The sequence below is a fragment of the Streptomyces sp. NPDC034043 genome, from assembly GCF_055575675.1.
The window spans coordinates 1-23,623 of sequence record NZ_JBVISF010000028.1 but is presented as its reverse complement, the minus strand read 5'-3'; the positions used below and the strand labels follow the sequence as shown (position 1 = coordinate 23,623).

General features: G+C 71.8%; 21 protein-coding genes and 1 pseudogene. 7 read left to right on the top strand and 15 right to left on the bottom strand.

Going from position 1 to position 23,623, the window contains the following annotated elements; all coding sequences use genetic code 11:
* Positions 1-38 precede the first annotated feature (38 nt).
* Positions 39-1,013 (bottom strand): immunity 49 family protein, encoded by a 975-nt coding sequence (locus ACZ51S_RS33565; protein ID WP_468479865.1) that lies wholly within the window; start codon positions 1,011-1,013, stop codon positions 39-41.
* A 142-nt stretch (positions 1,014-1,155) separates the two neighbouring features.
* Positions 1,156-1,671, bottom strand: a complete 516-nt coding sequence (locus ACZ51S_RS33560) for an EF-hand domain-containing protein (protein WP_388945976.1) — start codon at positions 1,669-1,671, stop codon at positions 1,156-1,158.
* 277 nt (positions 1,672-1,948) lie between these two features.
* On the opposite strand from ACZ51S_RS33560, the gene ACZ51S_RS33555 reads away from it, so the two are divergent.
* On the top strand, positions 1,949-2,527 hold the full coding sequence (locus tag ACZ51S_RS33555; RefSeq protein WP_007265652.1) for a sigma-70 family RNA polymerase sigma factor: 579 nt from the start codon (positions 1,949-1,951) through the stop codon (positions 2,525-2,527).
* Positions 2,524-3,750, top strand: coding sequence for a zf-HC2 domain-containing protein (locus tag ACZ51S_RS33550; RefSeq protein WP_468803715.1), 1,227 nt, complete (start codon positions 2,524-2,526; stop codon positions 3,748-3,750). Before ACZ51S_RS33555 ends, ACZ51S_RS33550 begins: the two co-directional genes overlap by 4 nt.
* Positions 3,751-3,802: 52 nt before the next feature.
* Here the strand turns inward: ACZ51S_RS33550 and ACZ51S_RS33545 are convergent, their stop codons facing one another.
* The 4 genes from ACZ51S_RS33545 to ACZ51S_RS33530 all read right to left on the bottom strand — a co-directional run bounded on the left by ACZ51S_RS33545 (position 3,803) and on the right by ACZ51S_RS33530 (position 9,036).
* Positions 3,803-5,107, bottom strand: coding sequence for a transglycosylase family protein (locus ACZ51S_RS33545; RefSeq protein ID WP_468963036.1), 1,305 nt, complete (start codon positions 5,105-5,107; stop codon positions 3,803-3,805).
* Positions 5,108-5,212: 105 nt separating this feature from the next.
* Positions 5,213-6,667, bottom strand: coding sequence for a DUF8189 domain-containing protein (locus tag ACZ51S_RS33540; protein ID WP_468963034.1), 1,455 nt, complete (start codon positions 6,665-6,667; stop codon positions 5,213-5,215).
* Between the two features lie 209 nt (positions 6,668-6,876).
* On the bottom strand, positions 6,877-7,170 hold the full coding sequence (locus ACZ51S_RS33535) for a hypothetical protein (RefSeq protein WP_468963033.1): 294 nt from the start codon (positions 7,168-7,170) through the stop codon (positions 6,877-6,879).
* A 270-nt stretch (positions 7,171-7,440) separates the two neighbouring features.
* Entirely contained in the window at positions 7,441-9,036 is a 1,596-nt protein-coding gene (locus ACZ51S_RS33530) for an AMP-binding protein (RefSeq protein WP_468963031.1), read from the bottom strand.
* A 152-nt stretch (positions 9,037-9,188) separates the two neighbouring features.
* Here ACZ51S_RS33530 and ACZ51S_RS33525 point away from each other — a divergent pair, with 152 nt between their 5' ends.
* The 5 genes from ACZ51S_RS33525 to ACZ51S_RS33505 all read left to right on the top strand — a co-directional run bounded on the left by ACZ51S_RS33525 (position 9,189) and on the right by ACZ51S_RS33505 (position 13,939).
* A complete protein-coding gene (locus tag ACZ51S_RS33525; protein ID WP_468889350.1) occupies positions 9,189-10,391 on the top strand; it encodes an amidohydrolase family protein in 1,203 nt (400 codons plus the stop codon).
* Complete coding sequence (locus ACZ51S_RS33520; RefSeq protein WP_468803718.1) at positions 10,391-11,545, top strand: acyl-CoA dehydrogenase; 1,155 nt, start codon at positions 10,391-10,393, stop codon at positions 11,543-11,545. The genes ACZ51S_RS33525 and ACZ51S_RS33520 overlap by 1 nt, the downstream gene beginning before the upstream one ends.
* Before the next feature lie 6 nt (positions 11,546-11,551).
* Positions 11,552-12,466 (top strand): acyl-CoA dehydrogenase family protein, encoded by a 915-nt coding sequence (locus ACZ51S_RS33515; RefSeq protein WP_468963029.1) that lies wholly within the window; start codon positions 11,552-11,554, stop codon positions 12,464-12,466.
* A gap of 405 nt (positions 12,467-12,871) precedes the next feature.
* Complete coding sequence (locus tag ACZ51S_RS33510) at positions 12,872-13,324, top strand: ATP-binding protein (RefSeq protein WP_468479845.1); 453 nt, start codon at positions 12,872-12,874, stop codon at positions 13,322-13,324.
* 183 nt (positions 13,325-13,507) lie between these two features.
* On the top strand, positions 13,508-13,939 hold the full coding sequence (locus ACZ51S_RS33505; protein ID WP_468479846.1) for a hypothetical protein: 432 nt from the start codon (positions 13,508-13,510) through the stop codon (positions 13,937-13,939).
* Here ACZ51S_RS33505 and ACZ51S_RS33500 read toward each other — a convergent pair whose 3' ends face one another.
* From ACZ51S_RS33500 to ACZ51S_RS33460, 9 genes and pseudogenes are all read right to left on the bottom strand, one after another.
* Positions 13,940-14,134 carry an Imm49 family immunity protein gene (locus tag ACZ51S_RS33500; RefSeq protein WP_468479847.1) on the bottom strand — a complete coding sequence of 65 codons (195 nt, stop codon included), beginning with the start codon at positions 14,132-14,134 and terminating at the stop codon, positions 13,940-13,942. It abuts the gene before it with no gap.
* Between the two features lie 48 nt (positions 14,135-14,182).
* Complete coding sequence (locus ACZ51S_RS33495; protein ID WP_468803720.1) at positions 14,183-15,568, bottom strand: pentapeptide repeat-containing protein; 1,386 nt, start codon at positions 15,566-15,568, stop codon at positions 14,183-14,185.
* Positions 15,568-16,233 (bottom strand): TetR/AcrR family transcriptional regulator, encoded by a 666-nt coding sequence (locus ACZ51S_RS33490; protein WP_468803721.1) that lies wholly within the window; start codon positions 16,231-16,233, stop codon positions 15,568-15,570. Before ACZ51S_RS33490 ends, ACZ51S_RS33495 begins: the two co-directional genes overlap by 1 nt.
* Positions 16,234-16,278: 45 nt before the next feature.
* Positions 16,279-16,668, bottom strand: coding sequence for a hypothetical protein (locus ACZ51S_RS33485; RefSeq protein ID WP_468479850.1), 390 nt, complete (start codon positions 16,666-16,668; stop codon positions 16,279-16,281).
* 126 nt (positions 16,669-16,794) lie between these two features.
* Complete coding sequence (locus ACZ51S_RS33480) at positions 16,795-17,814, bottom strand: hypothetical protein (RefSeq protein WP_468963027.1); 1,020 nt, start codon at positions 17,812-17,814, stop codon at positions 16,795-16,797.
* Positions 17,811-20,120, bottom strand: a complete 2,310-nt coding sequence (locus tag ACZ51S_RS33475; RefSeq protein ID WP_468963025.1) for a hypothetical protein — start codon at positions 20,118-20,120, stop codon at positions 17,811-17,813. Before ACZ51S_RS33475 ends, ACZ51S_RS33480 begins: the two co-directional genes overlap by 4 nt.
* Before the next feature lie 187 nt (positions 20,121-20,307).
* A complete protein-coding gene (locus tag ACZ51S_RS33470; protein WP_468963024.1) occupies positions 20,308-20,979 on the bottom strand; it encodes a DNA alkylation repair protein in 672 nt (223 codons plus the stop codon).
* A gap of 126 nt (positions 20,980-21,105) precedes the next feature.
* Positions 21,106-21,966, bottom strand: coding sequence for an immunity 49 family protein (locus ACZ51S_RS33465; protein WP_468803725.1), 861 nt, complete (start codon positions 21,964-21,966; stop codon positions 21,106-21,108).
* 11 nt (positions 21,967-21,977) lie between these two features.
* Positions 21,978-23,623 (bottom strand): annotated as a pseudogene (locus ACZ51S_RS33460) (hypothetical protein); the annotation flags it as partial.

Genomic DNA, 23,623 nt, shown 5'->3' with positions numbered 1-23,623 from the left:
GGACGCGGGGCACGCCGTACGGGTGCCCCCGCGCGCCCTCAGGGGGCGTCGGCGGCGACCCAGCCGCCCAGCCGGTTCACCTCGGTCCGCGCCGCCCGGTCCATCGCGTCGGCGGAGCCCAGCAGCTCGGGCGGCAGGTAGCCGGAGCGGACGCCGAGCTCCCACCGGTGCGTCTGGACGGCGAGGGCGGCCAGGGCGAGCGGCCCCAGCGGCAGCAGGGTCCGGGGCGCGGGGTCCGGCTCCGCCTCCGCGCTCGCGCGGTGGGCCGTGAGCCGGTCGGCGAGGGCCTCCTCGAAGGCCGCCCGGTCGTCGTCGAGGAGTACGCGCAGCAGCCGCTGGTCCGCGGTCAGCGGTCCCGCGTCGTCCAGCCGGCGGGCCGCCCCGGCGCGCGTGGCGGCGTCGGGCTTGCACAGCGGCACGGTCGGCCAGTCGCCGGGCCGGTGGCCGGTGCTCGCGGCCAGGTAGCCGCACAGGGCGTCCATCGCGGCGAGGTCCGACGGCTCCGACCGCGAGGTGTGCGGCGAGTAGGGCACCCCGTCGCGCAGGGCGGGCGCGTAGTCGTCGCGCAGCAGCAGGCCGCTCACCTTCCGCCAGTCCCACACCAGTCCGCTGACCACCGCGGCCTCGAAGGCGTCGAGCCAGGTGCGGGCGGTGGGGGCGGCGGTGACGGCGCCGCGGAAGTCGAAGTCCTCGCTGCTCGCCGTCTCGTTGACGAGCGGCAGCGGGACCTCCTGGTCGCCGCCCGGGAAACAGCCGATTCCGAGGACGCCCAGGGCGCACTGCGCGGCGGTGAGCAGCGCCTCGCGGGCCGTCCCGTCGAGCCGGCCGTCCACCGCGGTGCGGGCGGCGACGTGGTCGAGGAGCTCGTCGCCCATCTCGCGCAGCCGCTCGGGCGCCGGGTCGGCGTACATGCGGTCGTAGCGCGTCCAGGTCCGCACGGCGATGCCGTCGAGCGCCCTGGCCGTCCCCTCTTCCCCGACCGAGTGCCGCTGCACTTCCCGTACGTCCCGCACGCCGCCGCCTCCTCGTGTGATCGTCCCGGCCGGAAGCGCACGCTACCAGCGGGCCCCGACAGCGCCCGGGGCGGTGACCCCGGGCGGCGGTGGGGCGTTGGGCGCGGGGCGCCGGGCCGGCGTCGCGCGGCGGCGTCCCGGCTCAGGCGTCGGGGTCGACGCCGCAGTAGCCGGCGAAGGCGGCCAGGATCTCGTCCTCCGAGATGCGGCCGTCGCCGTCCGTGTCCAGGGCCCCCGCCACCTGCGCGGCCAGACCCGGCTCGGTGCCGAGGACGCGCAGCACGCGGGCCGCCGCCGCCGGGGTCGCGCCCGCGCCGTCCTCGTCCGCCACCGCGATCACGGCGGCCAGGAACGGCCGGGCGATCTCCGCGAACCGCCGCGGGTTGTCCCGTAGCCGCTTCGCCGCGCCCGTGACGAACTCCTCGCGGGAGACGCGCTGATTGCCGTTGACGTCGGCGATCCCGGCCATGCCCTGCCAGAACGCCTCGGCGCCGCTGAAGACCGCCTGACCCTTGTCCGAGCGCGCGGCCGTACCGAATTCGGCCAGCACGGCCCTCGCCGCCGTACTGAAGTCCTCCCGGTCGATGTAGCCGGAACCGTCCTGGTCGAAGGTGGCGAATCGAGCGGCGATCTTGCGCTCGTACTCTGCGCTGTCCATGTTCGGCTTCCGCCTTCACGTGTGCGTTGGTGTGCGGTTGGGGTGCAGATCAAGACAGGCAGGAGCGTAAGGCCTCGGTGGCCTGCGCGTTAAGCGAAGCGGTCAAGGAGGTGGCCGCATCGAACCCGCGCACGGGAAGCGCGCCGGGGCGCGTACGCCTGTACCAGCGCGCCGCCTAGCACGGGCGTCCCGGCGGCGGGGCGAGGTTCTCGCAAAACCGGCGCGATCCGTCCGATGCCCACTACATTTGACGGGTCGACACACGGCTGGAGGCATGATGGCGAAGGACGTTCCACCGCGCTGGGACCGTCGCATGCAGCAGCGCCTCGCCCGCGGTGAGGCCGCGGCGCTGGGGGAGCTCTACGACCGATTCGCCTCGCTGGTCCACAGCCTGGCCCACCGCGTCCTCGGCGACGAGAAGGCCGCGGACCGGATCACCCGCGAGGTCTTCGGCTACATCTGGGAGAACCCGGACGCCTACGACCCCAAGCAGGGCTCCATGCGCTCCTGGGTCGCCCGGATCACCCAGGGCCAGGCCGTCGCCCGGCTGCGCCAGGCCGAACTGGGCCGGGGCTCGCGCGAGGAACTCGAACAGAAGGTGCGCAGCGCCAACGCGGCCGCCCGTGCGGACTACATCGTCACGTCCATGCCCGCGCCGCTGCGGGCCGCCCTGGAGCTGGCGTACTTCAAGCGCCGCGACTACCGCCAGGCCGCCGCCGACCTGCAGATCAGCGAGGACGAGGCCCGGCGCAGGCTGCGGCTCGGCCTCCAGCTGCTGTCGACCGCCAACGTCCTCCCCAGGGAGGACACCGCCCCGCCCGGATACGGCCCACGCGGATACGGAACTCCCCGATGACCGGACCTTCCGAAGACACCCCCGACGACGCCTACGAGCGGCAGACGGGCGGTCGCGCACGGATACCGGGTCCCCGCGCGGCCGGTGACGACCTGAACGCCCCCGAGGCGCTGCCGCCCGCACCGCCCTCCCACGCCGTACTGAAGTCCCTGCTCGGCGCGTGGGCGCTCGCCGCCTGCTCCACCGAGGAGACCCAGGCCGTCGAGGACCACCTCACCGAGTGCGCGCCCTGTGCCGAGGAGGCGCTGCGGCTGCGCGACGCCGTGGGTCTGCTGCACCCCGAGGAGAGCCTCGACCTCAAACCGCTGCTGCGTTCGCGCGTGCTGGAGGACTGCCTGGGCAAGCGCCCCGCCCGCATCCCCGTACCGGCGTGGGCGGCCCCGTACGACACGGAGACGGCGCGCCTGGACGCCCTGCTGCGGGACTTCGGCGACTCGGAGTGGCACACCCCGGTGCGGCTGAAGTGGTTCGAGGAGGAACGCCGGCGCTCGCACCGCACCACCGTCGCCGGGGTGATCGGGCACCTGCTCACGGTGGACGGGCTGATCGCCACCGCGCTGGGGCTGGACGACCCGCTCGGTCCCCAGGCACCGCCGGTCGGCCCCACGGACCGCACCGAGCACTTCTGGAACTCCTCCCCCCACCCCGTCACCCGGCAGGTCCGCGAACCGTGGCGGTCCCAGGGGCACACGCTGGTCCGTACCGTGTCCTTCGCCGGCCGGGGCGTGGCCGAACTGGCCGTGGACTACGGGGGTTTCGCCCTGCCCCTGGGTGACGCCTTCCTGGAGCGGGCCTTCGAGTGCTGGGTGCACGCCTGGGACATCGCGGAGGCGGTGGACTACCCGTACGAGCCGCCGTCGGGGCCGAACCTGCACCGGATGATCGACCTCGCGGCGCGGCTGCTGCCCGGCGCCCTGGCGGGCCGGCGCCGCTCGGGACTGGCGGCACCGGCGCGCGGCCTCGTCGCGGCGGGCGCTCCGGGGCGGACCCTGCACCTGGAGATCGAGGGCGCGGGCGGCGGCGCCTGGGACATCGCCCTGGACTCCCCGGCGGCCAAGCCCTCGCGGGAGCACACGGTGGCGGAAGTCGCCCTGGACGGGCTGGAGTTCTGCCAGCTCACCGCCGGGCACATTTCCCCGGAGGAGGCCGCCGTCGGCCAGACCGGCGACCGCGAGGCGATCCGCGACGTGCTGTTCGCCGCGGCGTCCCTGAGCCGGCTGTAGGAGCACGCGTACGCGGCTCCGTGGGAGCGGAGCCGCGTACGGGGTGGTGGGATCAGTTGCGGGTGGCGAGCATCTGGGCGCTGCCGTCGGAGAGGCCGGCGATGGCGACCTTCTGGGCGCCCATTCCGGTGGCCCACCAGCCCTGCCAGTTGCCGGCGGCGTAGCGGGCGGCGTGGTAGGTCTTGCCGTCGTTGCCGACGGCGAGCATCTGGGTGTCGCCGTTGGGCATGCCGGTGATGGCGAGGCTGGTGGCGGCGAAGCTGGGGGCGCCGCCGTAGCCGTCGACCTTGGCCCAGCCCTGCCAGGTGCCGTTGGCGAGGCGGATGTTGTGGTAGACGAGGCCGTCGTTGCCGGTGGCGAGGAGCTGGGTGTCGCCGTTGGGGAGGCCAGCGATGGCGATCTGGCCGGCCTGGAAGGTGGGGGCGGTGCCGAGGCCGGCGACGGCGTTCCAGCCGGTCCAGGTTCCCTCGACGGAGCGGGTGGCGTGGTAGAGGTTGCCGTCGTTGCCGACGATGAGGGTCTGGGTGCTGCCGTCGGGCAGGCCGGCGGTGGCGATCTTCTTGGCCTGCCAGGCGCCGACGGGGGTCCAGCCGGCCCAGGTGCCGTTCTTGAAGCGGGTGTTCTGGTAGATCTTGCTGTCGTTGCCGATGGCCATGACGTGGGCGTCACCGCTGCCCATGCCCGTGATCGCCTGGTCCTTCGCGCCGAACGCCGCCGCACCGCCGTAGCCGGGCAGGGGCGCCCAGGCGGTCCACGTGCCGTTGCTGTAACGGGCCGTGTGGTAGAGGTTCCCGTCGCTGCCGGTCGCCAGGGTCTGCGTCGAGCCGTCCGGGGTCGCCGCGATCGATTCCTGCGAGGCGTTGAAGAAGGCCGCGCCGCCGTAACCGTTCAGCGCCTGGAACGAGGTCCAGCTCCCGTCGGTCATCCGGCTGGCGTGGTAGACGTCGCCGGCCTTGCTGACCGGTGCCGGTGCGGCGGTGTCGCCCGGGTACGGGTCGGCGTGGTCGTAGGCCAGGCCCGCGGCCGAGCCGCAGCCGCCCCAGGCTCCGGCGCCCTGGCCGGCGAGGATCTTCTCCGCGATCAGGATCTGCTGCTGCTTGGTGGCCTGGTGGGGGTAGGCCGCGTAGGCCCGTCCGCCGAAGCCGTCCCAGGTGCTCTTCAGTATCTGGAGGCCGCCGTAGTAACCGTTGCCGGTGTTGATGCTCCAGTTGCCGGTGCTCTCGCACTGCGCGACCTTGTCCCAGGTGGCGACCGAGGCGGCCTGCGCGGAGCCGGCTCCGGCCGTCGACAGGGCGATGGCTGCGAGCGCGGTGGCGGTGATGACGGAGAGGCGGGGACGGCGGGCGTTGCGGGACATCGCGAAGGGTCTCTCTCTGCTGCGGGCGGGAAGGGCGGGAGCGCGGGCGGCGCGGGCGGCGCGGCGGGGGCCGGCCCACCGGTGGGGGTGGGCCGGCCCCTGTGCTCAGTTGCGGGTGGCGAGCATCTGGGCGCTGCCGTCGGAGAGGCCGGCGATGGCGACCTTCTGGGCGCCCATTCCGGTGGCCCACCAGCCCTGCCAGTTGCCGGCGGCGTAGCGGGCGGCGTGGTAGGTCTTGCCGTCGTTGCCGACGGCGAGCATCTGGGTGTCGCCGTTGGGCATGCCGGTGATGGCGAGGCTGGTGGCGGCGAAGCTGGGGGCGCCGCCGTAGCCGTCGACCTTGGCCCAGCCCTGCCAGGTGCCGTTGGCGAGGCGGATGTTGTGGTAGACGAGGCCGTCGTTGCCGGTGGCGAGGAGCTGGGTGTCGCCGTTGGGGAGGCCTGCGATGGCGATCTGGCCGGCCTGGAAGGTGGGGGCGGTGCCGAGGCCGGCGACGGCGTTCCAGCCGGTCCAGGTGCCGTCGGTGGCGCGGATGGCGTGGTAGAGGTTGCCGTCGTTGCCGACGATGAGGGTCTGCATGCTGCCGTCGGCGAGGCCGGCGGTGGCGATCTTCTTGGCCTGCCAGGCGCCGACGGGGGCCCAGCCCTGCCAGGTGCCGTTGACGAAGCGGGCGTTGTGGTAGATGCGGCCGTCGTTGCCGATGGCCATGACCTGGGCGTCACCGCTGGCCATGCCCGTGATGGCCTGGTCCTTGGCGATGAAGCCGGCGGCGCCTTCGTAGCCGGCGAGCGGGGACCAGCCCGTCCAGGAACGGTCCGCGTAACGGGCCGTGTGGTAGAGCTTGCCGTCGTTGCCGGTCGCCAGGGTCTGCGTGGAGCCGTCCGGGGTCGCGGCGATGGATTCCTGCGAGGCGTTGAAGAAGGCCGCGCCGCCGAAGCCGTTCAGCGGTGCGAAGCCCTCCCAGCTGCCGTCGGACAGGCGGGTGGCGTGGAAGAGGTCGCCGGCCTTGCTCACCGGAGTCGTGGAGGTCTCGGGCAGGCCCGAGGGGCCGACGAAGGCCAGCGCCCGGCCGGCGCCCACCGGGCTGGAGTTGGTCTTCCAGTTGAACCAGCTGCGGAAGCGCACGCCGCCGCTCTCGTTGCCGCCGACCGTCTGGATGTCGTCACCGGACACCGCGACGACGATGTTGACGTGGTCGGCCTCACCGTCGTTCAGGTTGCCGTCCCGGTCGTAGAGGACCGCGTCACCGACCTGCGGGGTGCTGTGCAGCGTCCCCTTGTTCTTGCCGTACTGGTAGATGCTCACCGCGGCGGCGCTGATGCCCGAGGTGTTCGCACCGGCCTTGTTCCACACCCATCTGGTGAACTCGGCGCACCAGGCGGTCGGGTACTGGCAGTTGTAGTCGCCGCACGTGCCGCCGACCTCGTTGCGGGCGATCGAGGCGACCGTCTGGGACTCGGCGTGCGCCGTCACCGCGGGCAGGGCGACGGCCAGCATCGGGGCGGCCACGAAGGTGGTGAGGGCGGTGGTGAGCATGCGGGAGGAGCGGCGCGAGGTCATGGTGTGTCTCCAAGAGGACATGGCGGCCCGAGGCGTCAGGGCCGGGGAAGTGTGTGTGCGGCGGTGCCGCGGAGTGGGTCGGGCCGGGCCGCGCCGTCGCCGTGAGTCCCGGGGACGGGGGAGGGCGGGGCGCGGTGGCAGGTCGCCGCGGGTGACAGCTGCCCTGCAGGAGCAGCGGTCGGAGCGGCGGTGAAGGCTGTGGGGGCCGGTCAGTTCGGGATCAGCGGGCCCAGTGAGTAGTAGCGGGCCGCACCCGTCCCGAGGACGGTGGTGAGCAGTGCGCGGGCCTTCTCACGGGCCTGTGTGTCGTTCTCGGCCCGGACGAAGAGGGCCACGCTCATCCCCTCCGGCAGGGGGCGCACCCGTACGTGCTCGAGGGCGTGCTGCGGGCCGGCGTGGGCCCAGAGTGCGTCCTGGAGCAGGCTCGCCCCGCTGTCCGTACCGGGTGCCCCGGTGTGGCTGACGAGGGGGAGCCGGACGAGGAGCATGCCGGTCAGTCCCACCCGATGGTGCGGTCCGCGCGGATGGCGGCGGCGGTACTCGGAGTGGTTTTCGACATGGCGGTGCCCCCTGGCTGACGACGGTTTCCGGTGGATCCGGGACGGCGGATGTCCGGGCCGGGGAGGCGTGCTGCCCCTGGTGGCCCCGGCTTCGGGTTTCGTTCCCGCCGCCGTTCCGGTGATCACCATCCTGCTCGGCCGGGAACCCCCGGGGAAGGTTTCCGGACCGGCACCAAGGGGCCTGACACCTTGGTGCCAGCAGCCGCGCCGCGGTCAGGCGTACCGCTCGCGCAGCCTGTACTTCAGGACCTTGCGCAGGGCGTCGTTGCGGGGCAGCGCGTCGACCAGTTCCAGCTGCTCGGGGAGCTTGTGCGGGGCGAGTCCCTGCGTGCGCAGGTACGCCGTGACCTGCGGCAGGGTGAGCGGCGCGGCCCCGTGCGGCTGCTCGACGACGGCGCAGACGCGTTCGCCGCGCTCCTCGTCCGGCAGGCCGATGACGGCGACGTCACCGACGCCGGGGAGCTGGTGGAGGAGGTCCTCGATCTCCTTCGCGGAGATGTTCTCCCCCTTGCGGATGATCACGTCCTTGCTGCGTCCCGTGAGGACGAGGTGGCCGGAAGGGGTGAGGTGGCCCAGGTCGCCGGTGATCAGGTAGCCGTCGGCGTCGAAGGCCTCCTCGCCGGTGTCCGGCCGGTTCAGGTAGCCCTGGCAGACCGCCTCGCCGCGCAGCCGCACCTCACCGTCGGTGCCGGCGGGCAGGACGGTGCCGTCGGGGGCGGTGATGCGGATGGACATACCCTGAGGGGGGCGCCCCTCGGTGGTGGCGAGGTTCTCCGGGGTGTCGTCCGGGGACCCCATGGTGATCATCGGGACCTCGGTCATGCCGTAGCCGTGGGCGAGCCGGCAGCCCAGCTCCCGGACCACCGCGTGGTAGATCTCGGGGGGCTTGGGGGCGCCGCCGCCCGCCAGCAGCCGCAGGCGGGGCAGGAGCGGGGTGGCGGGGTCCTTGCGCTGCTCGGCGAGGAACATGGAGTAGAAGGCGGTGGAGCCGCCGGCGATGGTGACCCCGTGGCGGCGGTAGCCCTCCAGCGCGTCCGGCATCGCGAACCTCTCGAAGAGCACCGCCGGGAAGCCGTACAGCAGCAGCATCACCAGGTAGTCCGGGCCTCCTATGTGCGCGTACGGGAAGGCCATCGAGCCGACGTCGGCCGCGGTGGGGCGCAGGGCGTGGGCGAGGCAGGAGCCGCCGGCGATCAGGGAGCGGTCGGTGTGCAGGACGCCCTTGGGGTCGGAGGTGGTGCCGGAGGTCCAGTAGATCCAGCGCACGGTGGTGCCGTCGGCGGGCGGCGGGGGCAGTACGGCCGGGTCGTCGTCGGGGAGGCCGCCGTACGCCTCGAAGATCCCGCGCGCGCCGAGCCGGTGGGCCATCGCGGTGTGGTCGAAGCCGCGCCAGAAGCCGGGTACGGCGAAGAACTCCGCCTTGGACTCGCGCAGCGCGAAGCCGACCTCGCGGTCGCGGTAGAAGGGGATCACGGGGGACTGGACGGCGCCGAGGCGGGCGAGGGCGGCCGAGAGCAGGACGGTCTCGATGCGGGTCGGCAGCTGCCAGGCGACGACCGTGCCGGGGCGCACGCCCATGCCGTACAGGCCGGCGGCGACGCGTTCGGCGCGCTCGCGCAGGGCGCCGAAGGTGAGCGTGCGGTCGGCGGCGGGGTCCTCGGCGGCCTCGACGAGGGCCGGGGCGGCGGGGGTGAGGCCGGCCCGGCGGGCGATCAGCTCCCACAGGGTCGCGGACCGGCTGAGTTCGGTGGCGACGGCCGCCCGCGCCGCCGTTTCCCCGGCCGTCTCCGTGGTCGTTTCCGTCGTCATCCCGGTCCTCCCCTGGGCGCGTCACCCCACCAGACCTGACGGTAAGTCAGATCAAGGGCAGAGCGTAGGGCGCCGCCGCTTGTCGGTCCAGGGGTGGCGGGGCTAGCTTGTTTCTGACGATGCATCAGATTTGGGTGAAGGAGCGCGAGCGCATGGCCCTGGAACTGCCTCGGATCATCAGCGTCGACGACCACGTGATCGAGCCCGCCCACCTCTTCGACGTGTGGCTGCCCGCCAAGTACCGCGACCGCGGACCCAAGGCCCTCACCGCCGGGATCGGCGAGCTGGAGTACACCGGCGGCAAGTACGTCATCTCCATGGACCCCGACGGCCCGCCGACCGACTGGTGGATCTACGAGGACCTCAAGTTCCCGTACAAGCGCAACATCGCCGCCGTCGGCTTCGACCGCGACGACATGACCCTGGAGGGCATCACCCGCCAGGAGATGCGGCGCGGCTGCTGGGACCCCGCGGCGCGGCTCCTCGACATGGACCTCAACCACGTCGAGGCCTCCCTGTGCTTCCCGACCTTCCCCCGCTTCTGCGGTCAGACCTTCGCCGAGGCCAAGGACAAGGAAGTGGCCCTCGCCTGCGTCCGCGCGTACAACGACTGGATGGTCGAGGAATGGTGCGGGGACAGCGGCGGCCGGCTCATCCCGCTGTGCATCATCCCGCTCTGGGACATCGGGCTCGCCGTCGCCGAGGTCCGCCGCAACGCCGCCCGCGGGGTCAGGGCCGTCACCTTCTCCGAGATCCCCACCCACCTGGGGCTGCCGTCCATCCACTCCGGGTACTGGGACCCCTTCTTCGCCGTCTGCCAGGAGACCGGCACGGTCGTGAACATGCACATCGGGTCCTCGTCCCAGATGCCCGCCGCCTCCCCCGACGCCCCGCCCGCCGTCCAGGCCGCGCTGAGCTTCAACAACGCCATGGCCTCGATGATGGACTTCCTCTTCAGCGGCGTCCTCGTGAGGTTCCCGGCGCTGAAGCTGGCCTACAGCGAGGGCCAGATGGGCTGGATCCCGTACGCGCTGGAGCGCGCGGACGACGTCTGGCAGGAGCACCGCGCCTGGGGCGGGGTGCGCGACCTCATCCCCGAGCCGCCGTCCACCTACTACTACCGGCAGATCTACTGCTGCTTCTTCCGCGACAAGCACGGCATCGCCTCGCTCGACGTCGTCGGCCGCGACAACGCCACCTTCGAGACCGACTACCCGCACGTCGACTCGACCTTCCCGCACACCAAGGAGGTCGCCCTCGACCACGTCAAGGACCTCGACGAGGAAACCGTCTACAAGCTGATGCGCGGCAACGCCATCCGCATGCTCGGCCTGTCCTTCGACCGGGACCGCTGATGGACCTCGCCCACACCGAGGAGGAGCGGGAGTTCCGGGCCAGGCTGCGCGCATGGCTCGCCAAGGTGCTCCCCGGACTGCCCGCCAGGCCCTCCCCCGACGACTGGCCCGGCCGGCGCGCGTACGACCTGGGCTGGCAGCGCAGGCTGTACGACGCCGGGTACGCGGGCCTGCACTGGCCCGTCGACGCCGGCGGACGCGGCGCCACCCCGACCCAGCACCTGATCTTCCTGGAGGAGACCGAGCGCGCGGGGGCCCCGTACGTCGGCGCGAACTTCGTCGGCCTGCTGCACGCGGGCCCGACGATCGCCGCCGAGGGCACCCCCGGGCAGCGGGCGCGCTGGCTGCCGCCGGTACTGCGCGGGGACGAGGTGTGGTGCCAGGGCTTCAGCGAGCCCGGCGCCGGATCCGACCTGGCCTCCCTGCGCACGCGGGCGGTGCGCGACGGGGACGCGTACGTCGTCACCGGCTCCAAGATCTGGACCTCGCACGCCGAGATCGCCGACTGGTGCGAACTGCTGGTGCGCACCGACCCGGCGGCGCCCCGGCACCGGGGGATCTCCTGGCTGGCGATGCCCATGGACGCGCCCGGCGTCACGGTGCGGCCGCTGCGCACCCTCGCCGGGTCGGCGGAGTTCGCGGAGGTGTTCCTGGACGAGGTGCGGGTGCCGGTGGAGAACCGGGTCGGCGCCGAGAACGACGGCTGGCGGGTCACGATGGTGACCCTGTCCTTCGAGCGCGGCACCGCCTTCGTCGGCGAGGTCGTCGCCTGCCGGCGCACCCTGTCCCGGCTGGCCCGGGCCGCGAAGGAGAACGGGCGCTGGGACGATCCCGTCGTACGCCGCACCCTCGGACGGCTCCACGGGGAATTCGGGGCCCTGTGGAGGCTGACGCAGTGGAACGTCAGCGAGTCACAGCGCTCGGGCGGCGTCCCGGGCGCGGGCGGCAGCGTCTTCAAGCTGGCGTACTCGCACGCGCGGCAGGAGCTGTACGAGGCGGCCGCGGCGGTCCTGGGAGCGGAATCCCTGTCCCTGGAGGCGGAGTGGACGGCGGAGCGTCTGTCGTCGCTCTCGTACACCATCGCGGCGGGCACCACCGAGATCCAGCACAACATCGTGGCCGAGCGGATCCTCGGCCTGCCGAAGGGGCGGTGAGCGGGCTTGGACTTCCGGCTGACGCAGGACCAGCGGGACGTGCGGGCGGGCATCCGGGACCTCCTCGCCGGACGGTACGGGCGCGAGGCGCTGCGGTCGGCCGTGGACGCGGCGCCGGTGCCGGTCGACCGGGGGCTGTGGCGGGAGCTGGGCGGGGCGGGGTTCTTCTCGCTGCGGCTGCCGGAGTCCGAGGGCGGGGTCGGGCTCGGCCTGCCGGAGGCGGTGCTGGTCTTCGAGGAGGCGGGGCGGGTGCTGCTGCCGGGGCCGCTGGTCGCCACCCACCTGGCCGCCGGAGTGGTGCCGGGGGCTGCCACGGGGGAGGCGGTGGTGACCGCGTTCGACCTGGACGGGTCGCTGGTGGCGCACCTGGGGGAGGCCGACGCCGTGCTGGGCATGCCGCAGGTGCCGGCCGGGGTGCCGGTGCGCTCGGCGGACCCGCTGACCCCGCTGTGGCGGGCCGACGGGGTGCTCCCCGGCGGATTCCGCGACACGGGGGCGCTGCTGACGGCGGCCCTCCAGGTCGGGAGCGCGCTGCGGACGGTGGAGCTGGCGGTGCGGTACGCGGGGCAGCGCGAGCAGTTCGGGCAGCCCATCGGGGGCTTCCAGGCCGTCAAGCACCTGTGCTCGCGGATGCTGGTACGGGCCGAGGTGGCCCGTACGGCGGTCTACGCGGCGGCGGTGACGGGCGACCCCGCCGAGACCGCCGCCGCCAAGCTGCTCGCGGACGCGGCGGCGGTGCGGGGGGCGCGGGACTGCCTCCAGGTGCACGGCGGAATGGGCTTCACGTGGGAGGCGGACGTGCACCTGCACCTGAAGCGGGCCTGGGTGCGGGCGGAGCAGTGGCGCACGGCGGACCGGGCGGAGGAACTGCTGGCGGAGGCGCTGCTGGCGGAGGCGGTGTCGCCGGACGCCGCGGGGTGAGCGGTCCGGGACGGTGGCAGTGCGTTGCGGCACGTGTCACAGGACGCGTCAAAGGGCGCGTTACAGGGCGTGTTAGGAGACGCCGCGGGAGGGTACGGAAGGGCACGGGAAGGACGGTGCGGGACACGCGTCCGATTACAGAGAGTTGATATCGGTTTGTGTCCTTCGCCCAGCTCGATGCGGCCCGGAGGCGGGGGCGTGCCACGGTACGCTCCGACGATGCGAGCGGTTGAGCGGCGCGAGCGTCGCACAGTATGCACCACGCCTACTCCTTCGCGCTGGAATATGCCCGAAGCGCTTGTTGTGGTGACTGTATGTCAACCATGCTGCTGGGCAAGGGGGTCACGGTCGGTGATCCCATCCTGTCGCGAGGCGAAGTGTCCGCCGGGTCGGATGGTGTGAGCGGTGCAGGTGCTTCAGGTGCAGCTGGAGGTAGGACCGGACCCCGCCGAGGTCGGCCGGGCGCGCCGGTGGGCGCGGTCCCGGCTGGCGGGGTCCGGAATAGGGGACGACGAGCCGCTCGCCGAGACGCTGATCCTGCTGATCTCCGAGCTGGTCACGAACGCGGTCGTGCACACGGGCTGCCCGGCCGTGCTGCGGATGCTGTTCGGGGGACCGGGGGTACGGGTCGAGGTGGCCGACGCCAGCGACCGCGCCCCGGCCCGGCGGCAGGCGGGCGGTGAGGACACCGGCGGGCGCGGCCTGGAGCTGGTGGACGGCCTCGCGGACCGGTGGGGCTGGCAGCGCGAGGGCGCGGGCAAACGCATCTGGTGCGAGATCGACCGGGCGGCGGCGGAGGCCGCGGACGGGGCTCCGAAAAATTGTGGGCGGATGCGGGAACCGAGCGTGTACCTCTAACGAGGTGTTGACGGTTCGTCACCCGTTGATCACCCTGGTGGTGAGCGATTCGTCGCGAGGGGACGCCAAGGGTCCTGTGCCTTGACGAGTGCGGGTCGTGGGGTGGCGGCTGCCGTGCCGCGCTCGGGGCGCGCACGACCGCACGCCGCCACCCGCAGGTCTCCTGGGCGTAGGCTCGGCCGCATGGCCGACCTGTACGCCCTCGAACTGGCGCTGGAGCTGGACGGCTCCACACCGGAGCCGGTGCTCGCGCTGATCCGTGACCACATGGCGCCGTATCCCGAGGATGACGCGTACGACGACGGGGGTGACGCCGACGAGGACGAGTACGTGCCCCCGCCCTTCAGGGTGCTGGCGGAGCGCGGCCCGGCGTACCGCGTGGGCGGCACCTGCTCCGCAGGCCTCACCCGGACCCCGCACGGCTGGACCCTCACGGCCCGCCAGGAGATCCACGCCGAGTGCCTCCCCGACGCGGAAGCCCTCCTCACGGCCCTGACCCCGCACCTCACCACCCCGGACGCCCCACTCGGCACCCTGCGCTTCTACGAGGACATCACCCCGGAGCCGATCACCGCGGACGCGGCTTCTGGCCTCCTGCGCTTCCCCGGAGCCTGACTACGTACTCAGGGTGTCGAACTCGCCGGCCCAGCTGCGCGCGACGAGGTGCTTCGGCAGGTACTCGGACTCGACGGTCAGGGGGAATCCCGCATCGCGCGCCAGGCAGGCCATGGCCAGGGGGCCGAGGGCCCGCCTGCGACGACTCCAGCCGCCGGATGTCCTCTGCGGTGCTCTGGTCGAGCTCCTCGGCATGGCTTCGCAGACCATCGGGCAGCTCATGCCGGGGGACGAGGATGCGGGTCAGGGCCCGGGCCGCCGGCGGGGTGGGATGACGCGTACGGTTCCTCCGCGTGCGGCGAGCCAGTCCTCCAGGGCCGCCCCGGCGAGGGTGGTGCGGGTGCCGTCCGGGGTGATGTGTTCCGCCGGGCCGAAGACGGTTCCGGTCAGGCCCGCCACGAGGGTGCTGTCGTCCAGCACCACCTTGAAGCCGTTCTCCTGGAGCACCGCGCCGCTGAGGTCCGCCCCGCGCAGGTCGGTCCCCAGCAGGGCCGCGCCCAGGACGCGGGCGCCGCGCAGGCTCGCGCCGCGCGCGTCGGCGCCGTACAGCTCGGCCCGGGCGAGGTCGGCGCCGTCGAGGACCGTGCCGCGCAGGACGGTTTCGTCCAGGTCGGCCCGTACGAAGCAGGCGCCGGTGGCGTCGGCGCCGCTGAGGTCGGCTCCCTTGAGGTGGGCGCGGTAGAAGCAGGTTCCGACGAGGCGGGCGCCGGTGAGCCGGGCGTCGTAGGCCCAGGACCCGGTGAGGTCGGCGCCGTCCAGGACCGCCCCGCCGAAGTCGAGGCCCATGAGGTCCTCCCCGCCCGAGGCGCCGTCACGGACCCACTCCCACAGCCGGTCGGCGGCGTCGGGGTCGGCGGGTGCCAGCACCCGCCAGGGCAGTACGGCGGGCCGCCGGAGCCGGTACCAGGGCGCGGTCGCCGGGTCCGCGCCGGTCTCCTCGCCGCCGTCGTCCACGGTCACGGCCCGGAAGCGGGCGTCGAGGGCTCCGAGGCGGGGATCGCCCTCCAGGTCGCGCAGCGCGTCCCGGGCGTCGAGGTCCTCCGCGTACATGCCGGCCCCGTACCAGCGCAGCGGCGCCCACCCGGCCTCCATGCGGCCGATCAGGTCGGTCCAGCGCCACAGGCGGGGGTCGGTGCCCGGGGGTGCGAAGGGCACGCTGCGTACGGCCTCGGGCAGTCCGCGTACGGCGGCGTCGGGGAAGGCGTCGACGCGGGCCTGGGTGGCGGTGACGCGGAGGGCGGGGGCGTCGATCCCGTCGACGTCCTCGATGGCGGCCCAGGTGGACCCGCCGCCGGGGGTGAACACGCGGTAGAGCCACGGCGTGCCCGGGTGGTCCGTCAGCACCACCGCCCCCAGGCCGCGGGCCAGGGCCCGCCCGACGGCCTCGTCGGACGGCGGGTCCGGGACGGCCGGGCCGGCGTAGAGGAGGAGCTGGCAGGAGATGTCCCCGGGCCCGAACCACGTGATCCCGCACTGCACCGGGGTGTCCCACCGCCAGCCGTCGGCCGTCCCCTCGAGCCCGACCTCGACGGCGCCCTCGCCGACGGCGAAGACGGCGTCGAGTACCGGGCCGAGGGCGGCCGGGTCCGGTTTCGCCGCGACGAGGAAGCCGTAGTCGCGCCCGGCCATCAGGCGGCTCCGTGGGGGCGGGGGGCGTACCGGGCCTCGATGCCGGCGACCACGAGGCGCAGGCCTTCCTCGAAGCCCTGGTCGTAGTCCTGGAAGAGGTCGGCTCCGGCCTCGGCGGACAGGGGGAAGGCGGCGAGGCGCTCGGCGCGTTCGGCGACGTCGTAGCCCTCGCGGCGCTCGCCGGGGAGCGGCTCGACGCCCTGTTCCTCGGTGACGAAGCCGAGGGTGAAGAGGTAGGCCGTGGTGGTGGCGCGGACGGCCTGGGGGAGCGTGAACCCGGCGCCGGTGAGGGCGCGCAGGTGCTCCTCCATCCGGATGGCGTGCTCGGTGCCGGTGAAGCGGGACCCGCTGAAGACCTTCGCGCCGTCGCGGTAGCGCAGCAGGGCGGCGCGCAGGCCGCGGTTGGCGGCGAGGAGGCGGTCCTGCCAGGGGAGGTCCGGGGGGAGGGCGGCGTCGGCGGTCATCCGGCGGTACATCTCCGTCGCCACCTCGTCGAGGAGCTCCTGCTTGTTCTTGAAGTGCCAGTACAGGGCGGGTGCCTGGACGTCGAGCTCCTTGGCGATGGCGCGCAGGCTGAGCCCGTCGAGGCCGAGGTCGTTCAGCAGACGGAGGGAGGTCTCGACGGCCTGCTTCTTGTCCAGCTTGGGGGTTCTGCGGGTAGCCACGCTTGACAGCTTAACGACGTTAAGGGCACTGTCGTCGGCAGCTACTTAACAGATGGTGATGGGCAGCTCCCGAAATTCATTGGCCACCACATCGCTCGGGTCTATTCGGTGTACCGCGCCGTCCAGCCCCGTGGCTTCGATGACGTACCTGTATCCGAGGGGGCCCGCTGAATCGTCTGCGATTTGCCATGCGGCTCCGTGACGTCGAATCAGGACGTCAGCGAGATGTGACGTCAAGTCCACATGCAAAGTTATCCAGTCGGACTGCTCGAACTCGTCGTACGGCAGTCGCTCCACGTAGTTCTGCAGGGCGGGAATCAGGGCGGCGGGGTCCCTCCCGTAAGCATCGACAGGTACATCCAGCATGCGGGCAAGCTCGAGCGCATTCGTACGGCCCCCGTCATGCCATTCCTGAAGGGCGGGTTTCTTGTCCATGGCGAGACTCCGATTCCCTCTGCCCGGCCCGAAGGGTGGGGCCGTACGCGACAAAGACCATACGTGCATCGGAGGAGCCGCGCGAACGGGCGGACGGGACGGCTATTCGACAGGCAATGCGCGCGCCTATTCCAGAGCCAGTAGCGCCAGTTCCCCGAACTCCCCGGCCTCAACGGCCGCGTCCGCCTCGGGCCGTCCCGCCACGGGGTCACCGGGGCACCCGCCCAGCTCGGCGAGGGCCGCGCTCGGGGACAGCCCCCGGTCGTACGCCGCCTGCAGACGGTCCAGCCAGACCAGCCCGGCGCGGTAGGCGTCCAGGTCGGCGGCGTCGCGCGGCGCGAAACTGGCCGCGCCCTCGGCATCGGAGGCCCACAGGTACCCAAGGACCTCCTGGGGTCCCATCACCGGGAGGTACCTCACAGGTCCGGATACCCGTCGCGCGTACCCGGCCTTGAACTTTGGGGTCTGGGTGAAGATTCGGTTCCGGTAGGGGATCTCGAAGCTTCCCCACACGTCACGTGGGGATCCGTCGTCCTCGTAGTAATTCTCGACCCCCGATTCCGTCGGAATGCCGAACCAGGTGGGGTCCTCGGGGTCGGTCTCCAGGTCGAGCGCCTCGGCGATCTCCGCGAGGGCGGAGGCCAGGCGGGGCCGGTTCGCTGTGAAAACGGCTTCCTGTAGGCGGCTCCGTAGATCGAACGGCATCCATGCGTCAGAGAAGGTCGTCAGACCGACGTTGAAGTACTCCTCGGATACGTGGGCAGTCAAAGTGAAGAGACCTTCGGCCGCCTCAGCGCCGCTCTCTTCATCCACCATGCCGTCGCACGAGGCGTACAGTTGCACACCCGCGATCTCACCGGGGGCGATGCTCATCTTGATCTGCTCTGCCAGCGTCTCGGTGAGCTGCGACCCTTCTTCGACTTCCGCGATCAGCGCGTGGATGGGGAAGCTCGCGCGGAGCAACTGGCTGCGTCCGCCCACCTCGGGCACCGTTACGGCCACGTGCCCGTCGTGCGGGGTGCCCAGGCGGTGTCGTGTAAGCACTCCGAGCGCCGCGAAGAACCGGCGGACGGCCTCGCGGACGAGGTCGGTGTCGTGGCCGAACTCTCCCCACGACCACCGTGCGACGGGTGTGCTGGCAATCAAGGCCGTCCTCCTGGCATGAAGCGAGCGCCGGGTGGGTGCATGAACATCCCATCCTCGACACGAAGTACGATGATGAAACCATACTTGGCGTGTATTCTGGCGAGCTTTTTCTCGATACCGGACGCCAGCATGTCCGCCACGCTTCCCTTAGTGTCGACAACGAAGACCTTGACGTCAGCACCACAGTTGAGGAGCTGATCGTTGGCCTTCCATATTTTGTCGATGACCTTCTTAGGGTTCGTGATCTCCTTGAACTGATACCCGTATATCCTCCCATCGGCGCCACGAGCCATGACGTCCATGTCGGTGTCCGGTCCGGTCACCACCCCCGGCTTGATCTCGACGCCGTCCTTGATCTCGAAGCTGATGTCTCTGGTGCCGCTGTCGTAGAGTCGGTTCGCAAGGCGGAGCTGTTCGATGCCGCCGTCCATTCTGTCCGTGTGACTCAAACTTCCTACGACCTGTTCGAAGTTCGTCATGCCATTGAACTTCCCCGACGCGATCAGGTCAGCAACTTCCTGACCTGCGGCGTTGGCAGTCAAATTATCGAGCGCCCTCTCGAGGTCTTCAGGCTTTGGAAGACCAGGGGTCAGGTTCCTTCGGATCCGCCGTTCCGTCTCGCCACCGCGCTCGAAAGGCCGAGGCTCCTCGTGGGGTGGCCAGTTGTCTGCACTGCCGTCCGCTGGCCGCCTAATGTTGCCATCCGAACCGCCGTGATCTATTCCGCCGGGACCACTGCCACCCGTAGAGGCGCCTTGGCCGTGGCCTTCCATGGACGGTGTGTCCTTGTGGTCGGTGTGTCCGCCTGTTGGGGTGGTGTCCGTGCTGCCGTGGCCTGTGCTTCCACCACCGCCCGGTTCGGTGTGGCTGTTGTGAGGAGTGTGCTCCGGCAGGCCGCCCTGGCTGTGGGTAACGCCCCCGGCCGCGTGGGTGTTGGGGGCGCCGACGGTGGCTTCGTGGCGGGTGGGGACCACGGCGAGGGGGTGGTCTGCACCCTTGGGGACCGCGGTGAGGTCCTGTTTGGGCAGGGCCTTGTGGTCCAGGAGCTGGTTGGTGGTTTTGTCGTAGTACTGGGGGCGGCCCAGGGCGTCGTCGGGGAGGCGGACGGTGTTCTCGCGGTGGGGGAAGGTGACGCCGGGGGTGTCGGCCTTCGGGAGGTCCTTCCAAGTGACGTCGTCGACCTTGGGGAAGGCTCCGTCGGCTTTGCCGAAGTTGGCGAAGAGCTCGCCGATCTTGAGTTTGGTGAAGGCGAGGGAGCCGGCTTTGCCCGCGGCCTGGCCAACGTAGGTCATGGGGTCGATGAGGCGTCCGGCCTTGCCGGCCGCGTTGATGGTCTTGGCGATGGCGCCGGTCTTGGCTCCGGTGCCGGCGCCGCCGCTGAAGACGGTGGTGAGGACGTTGAAGGTGACGGTGCCGGCGGCGCGGGCCGGGTTCTTGCCCCATTGGTCCCAGGCGACGAGCGCTTTGCCGGTTTCTCTCATGGCGCTGCGCGAGTCGCGGAGCCAGGCCGGCATGGCCTTGTCGTCGGTGCTCCAGAAGACGACGCCCATGCCGGGGGAGGTGGTGATGGCCAGGCCGGTCGCCAGTTTCGCCAGGCCCTTCCAGGCCTGTCCGGCGGCGTCGGCGCCGTCGACGCCGACGAGGGTGCCCAGGCCGCGGACGGTGCCCACGATGCCGTCCATGATGACGCCGTCCCAGACGAACGACTTCACCCAGTGGCCGACCTCGTACCAGCGGTGGCTCTGCCCCAGCTGCGAGCCCCACGGCAGGTCCTGGACCTTGTTGAGGTCGGCGGCCCGGTAGCCGTACATGTTGGCGCCGTGCGAGCCGTCGTCGGCGGTCAGCGGGGGCGCGCCGTACAATGCGCGGATCTTGGTGGCGCAGGCACGCTCGGCTGCCCAGAAGGCCTCGGCGGCCGCGTTGACGTCGTGGATCAGGTCGTTGTTCTCGTCGACCTTCTTCTTGTCGTCCTTCCAGTGCGCGTCGCCGGTGATCTTGTTCGTGAAGGCGGTTGCCTCGGCCTGGAGTTGCTTGAGTCGGGCTACCAGTGGCCGGGCTTCGGCAGCGAATTCACCGAGGGCTTTCGCCGCGGTTTCCAGCTGGTCCGCGAAGAAGTCGCTGTGCGTCCTCACGGGGTTGGTGGTGGCGAAGAGCTGTGCGGCTTCCGGCGCGGAGTAGAAGGCCGACAGGCCCTGGAATTCGCTGTTGACGTTCGCGCCCGCGTCGCGGAAGGTGCCCGCGGCGGCCGCGATGGCGGTCCGGTCCTGTTCCAGGGCGTCCAGGTCCCCCGTGAACTGCGGGATCATGCACGGGTTGATCGGCACGTGATCCGTCACAGCTTTCCCGCCCCCCGGCAGATTGATCTTTGGTCGCGAGCCCTGTCTGCCGGTTGGACTGATGCGAACCCAAAGTCGAAATGCGATTCGGGAGAGGTCGGACCGGAAAACGCTGGTGACTGACCGAATCGGACATGCCGTCCGTGTGGGGAAGTGGTCAGCGGGTGGTTGAGCGGCGGACCATTTCGGCGATCCAGGTGGGCGCGTACGGGGACGTGCAGCCCGGGGAGGTCGGGTAGTCCTTCAGTACCTCCAGGCGTTCCCCGATGGCGATCGCGCGGGCGCGGTGTTCGGGGTGCTCGATGCCGATCTGGGCCAGGCAGTGGTTCATCGCCCACTGGAGGCGGTCCGGGGCGTCCTTCATCCGCGCCTCGATGAGGTCCAGCAGCCCGGCCAGGTCGAGCCCCTCGGGCCGCTTCGCCACCCGGTCGGTGGTCAGGGCCCAGCCGGCGCTCGCGACCACCGGGTCGGGATCCGCGAACCAGGCCGCCCGCAGTTCCTCGGCGTGCGGGCTCTTCTTGACGACGTAGCCGACGAGCCAGTCCCGCACCTTGGGCGTGCGCGCCCCGCGCAGCATGGCGTCCAGCTCGTCCCGGTCGTACGCCTTCGGGCGGGAGATCAGGAGTGCGAGGAGCCTCGCGGCGGTGTCGCCCGTCGCCCACAGGTCGCGGGCGAGGTCCTGCTGCGTCTTGAGGCGTTTGGCGACGGCGCGCAGCTTGGTGAGGTTCACGCCGTGGTCGTCGCCGTGCCGCTCGTTCACGGCGCGGATCTTCGGGTCCTCCAGCGCGGCCAGCTCGGCCATCACCTCGGCCGTCGTCGTACCGGTCATCTCGGCCGCCTCCTGTGCGTCGCGTACGGAGGCAGCGTACGAGGCGCCCACGACGGCCCCGCCCCGGCGCGCCCGGTCCGGGAGCGCTCGGGCACGTGCTCGGGGACAGGGATGCCGCCCGTCGAATCAGACCTCGAACTCGCCGAGCCAGGAGCGCTTCAGCAGGTGCTCGGGCAGGTACGGGGACTCGACGTTGACGGGGATGCCGCCGTCGTAGGCGAGGCAGGCGACGGCGAGGATCGCGATCGGCACCCGGCCCTCGATGTCCTCGGCCCGCTCGGGCGTGGCCGTCCAGTACTGCTTGTGGAGTTCCAGGGCCTCGACCAGCGCCTGCTGGAAGCCCTCTTCGTCCTTGCGGAGGAACTTGTAGAAGAGGTTGATCGGGGGGTACGCGATGTGCTGGACGTACTCGCGGCCCGCGATGACGGCGATGTCGGGGTGGGAGCGGTCGAACGTGGCCGTCAGCTCCTCCACCAGCTCCGGGCGCTTGAGCCAGTACGCCTGGAGGGTGGCGACCCAGTGGTAGAGGAAGTCGTCGTGGTCCGCGCCCGAGGCCCGCAGGACGTCGAGCGGCAGCTCGCACAGCTCCGTCATGCGCGGCTGGTCGCGCGTGATGATCGCGTACCAGAACGCCTGGAGCCACGCCGAGGCGCGCGCGTCGTGGTTCGGCCCCGTCGCGGGCAGGGTGCGCACCGCGTGGTGGATGCGGCACTGCGTCGTGCCCTCGGTCATTCCCGCCGTACGGAAGAGCGCCGAGCCCAGCTGCGCGGCGTCGACCACCGTCTCCCAGGTCATCAGCTCGGCGGCCGTCGGATCGACCAGGGTCCGGGACTGTACGTGCAGGTCCACGCTGTCCCAAGCCCGGTCGAGCGTGTCCGGCTGCACGGAGAGGTGCTCGATCCTCGCGATCAACCGCTCGTCCTGGCTCCTGACCCAGTCCGCGCTCTCAGGTTCGGGGCCGGTGTGGCTTTCCACGATGACCGTCATGTCTTCCCCTGTCACTTGCTGATGTCGAACCGTTGGATCGTATGGCCGGTGTACGTTCCGGTGTTATCGGCGCCCTTGACCACCACGTAATCGATCTTGCCGGCCTGGAAGGCGGCATCGAGCTTGTCGAAGAGCGCCTGCTCCCGCGGGTCCGTCTTGGCGCGCTTCTCCATCTGCTTGAGGATGTCCTTGAAGTACGCACGCGTACCCTGGGACACCCGGTCGGCGCCGATGCGCCGCTCGCCGAGCTCGGTGTTGACGTTGCCCTTGGCCTCGACCACCACGTACCGGTCGCCGTGCTTGTAGACCTGGTCGAACTGGTCGTTGCCGTTGGCCGGCCCGTAGACCTTCTCCTCCTTGGCGCCCGGGAACTCCTTCGGTATCGCGTGCTCGCGGGCGATGGTCTCGCCGAACGCCTCGCTCTTCTTCGACAGGGCCTCGTGGAAGGGCTTGTGGTCGGCCCTGGCCTTTTCCATCGCGGCCAGGGTCTCGTCGGTGGGCGCCGCCTTGTGTGCCGCCTTGGCTTCCGCGTAGGCCGTGTGCGGCTTCTTGTCCGCCTGCATGGCGTCCCAGCGTTCCTTGGCCGCCTTGTCGAGGGTTTCGGTCATCTCCTTGGTGACCGTGGGGTGGTCGTGCCCGACCGTCTTGGCGTCGTCCAGGTAGTTCGGCGGGACCGGCGGCGGCAGCTCCGACTTCGGGACCCACTTGCCCGGCGAGACCTCGACCAGCTGCGGCGGGACGAGCCCGGTGTGGTCGGGGACCACCCTCAGCCGGTGACCGAGCTTGTTGTAGTACTGCTGCCGGTACCCGTCCGTCGGGTCGTTCGCCCGGTGGACCTGGTACTCCATGATCTGCTTGCGCTCGGCGGTCGTGTAGTCGTGCGGGTTGTCGCGGTGCGGCGGGAGCGGCGGGCGCTCGCCGTGGCCGGGCGTGGTCGGGCCGTCGCCGTTGCCGCCGGTGCCGTCGCCGCCGTGGCTGCCGGTGCCGGTACCGCTGCCGTGGCCCGGCTCGCGGCCCAGGTTGTCGGGGACGCCGCTGCCGCTGCCGCTGCCCAGGTTGTCGGGGATGGCGCCGCCGGTGCCCTGGTGCGGGATGCCGCCGCCGTCACCGCCACGGCCGCCCGTGGTCGGCGTGTCGGTGCGCGTGCTGCCGGTGCCGCCGGGTTCGGTGTGGCTGTTGTGCGGGGTGTTGTCCGCGATGCCGCCCGGGGTGTGGGTCGCGACCCCGCCCGGGGTGTGGGTGGTGACGTCCGTGGGGCGGGCGCCTACGCCGACGGGGACTTCCTCGCGCTTGGGGACTTCGGCCAGGGGGTGGTCGGGGCCCTTGGGGACGGTGGTGAGGTCCTGCTTGGGCAGGCCCTTGTGGTCCAGCAGCTGGTTCGTCGTCTTGTCGAAGTACTGCGGGCGCCCGAGGGCGTCGTCGGGGAGGCGGACCGTGTCGTCCGGGTGCGGGAACTTCACCCCGGGGGCGTCGGCCTTGGGGAGGTCCTTCCACACCACGTCGTCCAGCTTGGGGAAGGCCCCGTCGACCTTGCCCAGATTGGCGAACATGTCACCGATCTCCAGCTTCGCCAGGGAGCCGGCCTTGCCGATGTAGGTGATCGGGTCGATCAGCTTGCCGGCCTTGCCCGCCACGCTGATGACCTTCGCGACCGAGC